Source organism: Pseudoalteromonas sp. PS5 (assembly GCF_004103255.1).
In the GTDB taxonomy this organism is placed as follows: Bacteria; Pseudomonadota; Gammaproteobacteria; order Enterobacterales; family Alteromonadaceae; genus Pseudoalteromonas; species Pseudoalteromonas peptidolytica.
Genome location: NZ_RCSQ01000220.1, coordinates 1 through 3,788, shown reverse-complemented (window position 1 = coordinate 3,788; position 3,788 = coordinate 1). Strand labels below are relative to the sequence as shown.

Below are 3,788 nucleotides of genomic sequence, written 5' to 3'. Positions count from 1 at the left end.
GCGGTGCTACTAAAGCTATTTTCCCGCATCAAGATAGATCATTTACTTAATACAACTGGTATAAGATTGATAAAAGGGAAGCATTGCAGCTTCCCTTTTTGGTTGGGTCAAATTAAAGAGAAGACTATTTGGGATCTAGCCCTCTGCGCTTTAAAAGCGCTGCAGTCGTCGGCTCTTTTCCGCGGAATGCTTTGTAAGAGTCCATTACAGGTCTTGAGTTACCAACTGATAAAATATGTTTACGATATTTTTCGCCATTTTCAAGTTTAAGGCCACCGAGCTTTTGCACGTATGCATAGGCGTCGGCTGCTAATATTTCACTCCACATATAGGCATAGTAACCAGCAGAATAGCCGCCTCCCATAGAGTGCGCAAAAAATGCTGATTTATAACGCGGTGGAACGTAATCGAGGGCGACTCCATGCTTTTCCAGTGCCGCTTGTTCAAATTCATTGATATCAGTGGGAGCATGCTCGGGGGAAATTGTATGCCACTCCATATCTAAGAGCGCAGATGCCATGTACTCCAAGGTATCGTAGCCCATATTAAAAGTTCGTGAGCGGATCACTTTATCAAGCAGTGTGTTTGGGATGGGCTCGCCGGTTTGGTAATGCTTTGCATAGTTACTGATAACTTCAGGATGTGCAGCCCAGTCTTCCTCAAAGGTTGAGGGAAACTCAACAAAGTCACGAGAAACAGCGGTTCCAGCAAGGCTCGGATATTTTACGTCAGAAAACATCCCGTGTAAGCCATGTCCCATTTCGTGAAACATAGTTGTCACTTCATTGTAGCTCACAAAGGTTGGCTCACCATCAGGTGCCTTTGCAATATTCATGACATTGATAACCACAGGCTTTTGGTTTAATAACTCAGATTGCCCTACAAATGAATTCATCCAAGCTCCACCACGTTTACCTTCTCTTGCAAAATAGTCGGCAAAGAATATCGCGAGGCTTTCACCATTGTTATCGAATAGTTCATAAGCCTTAACGTCTGGATGATATACAGGTAAGTCAGGGCGAGCTTTGAAACTTACGCCGTACAACTTATTCATGGTATAAAAAACACCATTTTCTAAGACGTTATTAAATTCGAAGTACTTTTTCACTTCTGTTTCGTCTAGGTCATAACGAGATTGACGAACTTTTTCAGCGTAGTATGCCCAGTCCCAAGGTTTGATGTCGAACGAGTGCCCTTCGCTTTGAATAAGCGTTTTAATATCTGCTGCTTCCTTTTCCACGTTGGAAACAACGGCCGGCACCATGCTACCAAGCATGCCGTAAACTGCTTTAGGGTTTCCAGCCATTTGCTTTTCTAGGACGTAGTCTGCCCAGCTTTTATACCCTAACAGCGCAGCTTTTTCAGCCCTTAACTGTGCCAGCCGGATGATAATCTGAGTATTGTCATTATCACCTGACTGAGCACGATAAGCAGAAGCTTGCCAAATCTGTTGCCTAAGTGCTCGGTTGGTTAAAGACGCTAAAATAGGTTGACGAGTTGTGTTGGTAATACCTATTAAGTACTTGTCTTTATGTCCTGCTGCTTCAGCCGCGCGTTTAGTGGCAAGAATTTGTCTTTCTGTTAAACCGTCCAATGCGGCTTTATCATCAACAATCACTGATATGGCAGACGTTTCTGCTAATAGGTTTTGTGAAAACTGGGTAGTTAGAGATGAATGTTCTTCATTGATTTTGCGAATTTTCTCCTTATCTTCAGCACTTAGTTTTGCGCCAGCTCGCACAAAGTTGGTGTAGTAAACATCCAATAAACGCTTTGATTCTGAGTCCAGTTCGAGTGAGTTACGATTATCATAAAGCGACTTTATACGGCCAAATAATGCGGCGTTCAAATTGATGTTATCGCGGTGTTCTGCGAGCATTGGGGCTAGTTCTTTTTGTAATTGACGACGCTTTACCGAGCTATCTGTGCCTATTAAGTTAAAAAATACACTACTGGTTCGCTTTAGCAGTGCACCACTTTTTTCCATTGCAACTAAGGTGTTTTCAAACGTAGGCGTTGCTGGGTTGCTTGCTATTCTTTCGACTTCTTCAAGGTGTTCTGCCATTCCTAATGTAAATGCTGGCATAAAATGCTCATCCTTTATTTTATCAAACATTGGAGTTTGATAGGTCAAGGTGCTGACATTGAGTAATGGATTTATATAAGCTGTTTCTGCAGAGACGGCAGATGTCATCTCAGTTGAATAATTAGAGCAACCTGAGACAAACAGTGTGGAGTAAATCGCAGCTGCGATGACAGTCTTTTTCATAAACATTCTTCTTGTATTGCTTGTTATGTTATAATATAACAGCTTCTTGTGTTTTATATTGCAACTTATCGCATAATAATGGTGTTATAACGATTTTCAGTTTTACGTTCCGTTTGTTTGCGTAGCCTAAACGTAGAGTAGTAAATGCCTTCCTAGCCGTTAACTTTGATTCTGACTACGTTCAAATCTACTTCTAATACGTATATTTACTCTTGCTAGCGGGCGAAATTACCGCTTCAATCGCCTAGCGTAGCTACTTCTAAAATTCTCAGATAAGACAAGGTAACTCTAAAATAGCGCTTAGCTTTTTGTGTATCCAAGCCTAAAGTGAGACAAGAGATTATCCGCACAACTGATGTGTTGGAAATTTATGATCAACGACGACTGCATTGTGAGCATGTAAACTTTCTTGATGCTCTACCTTAAACCAGTAATCTATAAATTGAGGGCATGTTTCTAAAAATTGCTTGACTCTGCGCGCAGCATCTTCGCAAAACATTAAATTTTCTGCATTTAGCTTCGCAAATGCCTGTTCATCTTCGCGTTTTACCGCAGTTTGAACTGGCGTGCCAATGGTTTGTTCTAGCGCTTTTATAAGGTTTGGAATGAGGGGTAACATCCGTTCTGTTAGTTTTACTGTTACGTAAGCGAAAGAACGCTGGCTATGAGGTGTGGCAATGCTCCCTTTTAGAGAGGTTATCCACGTCATTAGTTCGTGTTTTGAAATCATCTCATGGGAAAACTGTTCTTCGATCTCTTCACTTAATGCTTGTCTAGAAAGTGCCGCTGAACAAGGGCAGGTACTTGAATAGGCAATAGTAAGTGACAACTCATAGCTAAGCTCTGAGTTTATATACTCACAATTAAGCGTGATAGGGTAACTTTGATAGCCGAATTGATCGCTCAACAATGCTGGTTTATCTATGGTTACTTCAAACTGTAACTCAAGCTTGGCTGCTTTGCTCAATCCTTGCTGAGATTGAACCGATTCTTTTAATAACGCTTCAATCGTTTTAATATTCAAAGGAGTCGTACTTAGTATCTCTCTCAAGCGAATGTATAACCGGGACATATGGATCCCTTTCGCCTCAGGTTTATCAAGGCTAACAAAAATATTTGCAAGAGCGTTAACCCTTTGGTAAGAGGTGCTTGATATTTCTACTTCTAAAGGTATGGCAATTTTTTCCATACCGACCCACTTTAGCGGTAAAGTTGTTGTTGCAAGCTGCCCAGAGGCAACATCAGGTAAAGATACTGTCATAGTCATTTCCGGTGAGGTTTCTAGGGCCTGTTGATCTTTGCTGTTTGATTTTTGTTCTCCTGAGTGTGTTTTGGTCGCGACGCTCGACTTGCCGCCTAGTAATCTGTGCAAAAGTTGAGCAACAATGAACAAAGCGCACTCAGCTGAACCCAAAGGACAGCGCTTGATTAGCATTTCTACTGTGTTCTCGCCTGACTCACATAGAATAACTATGCTACGCAGGCTCTGTCTTGTACAAATACCAATCAAACTGCTGCA

Annotated in this window: 2 protein-coding genes; both read right to left on the bottom strand. The window is 41.6% G+C overall.

The features are described from left to right. Nucleotides 1-124: 124 nt before the first annotated feature. Nucleotides 125-2,269 carry a M3 family metallopeptidase gene (locus D9603_RS20755; RefSeq protein WP_128732747.1) on the bottom strand — a complete coding sequence of 715 codons (2,145 nt, stop codon included), beginning with the start codon at nt 2,267-2,269 and terminating at the stop codon, nt 125-127. 340 nt (nt 2,270-2,609) lie between these two features. Next, complete coding sequence (gene folE2 / locus D9603_RS20750; RefSeq protein WP_128732748.1) at nt 2,610-3,530, bottom strand: GTP cyclohydrolase FolE2; 921 nt, start codon at nt 3,528-3,530, stop codon at nt 2,610-2,612. Nucleotides 3,531-3,788 lie beyond the last annotated feature (258 nt).

Coding starts and splice junctions, on each gene's coding strand:
- folE2 (WP_128732748.1), bottom strand. CDS start 3,530: ATGACAGTATCTTTACCTGATGTTGCCTCTGGGCAGCTTGCAACAACA.
- D9603_RS20755 (WP_128732747.1), bottom strand. CDS start 2,269: ATGAAAAAGACTGTCATCGCAGCTGCGATTTACTCCACACTGTTTGTC.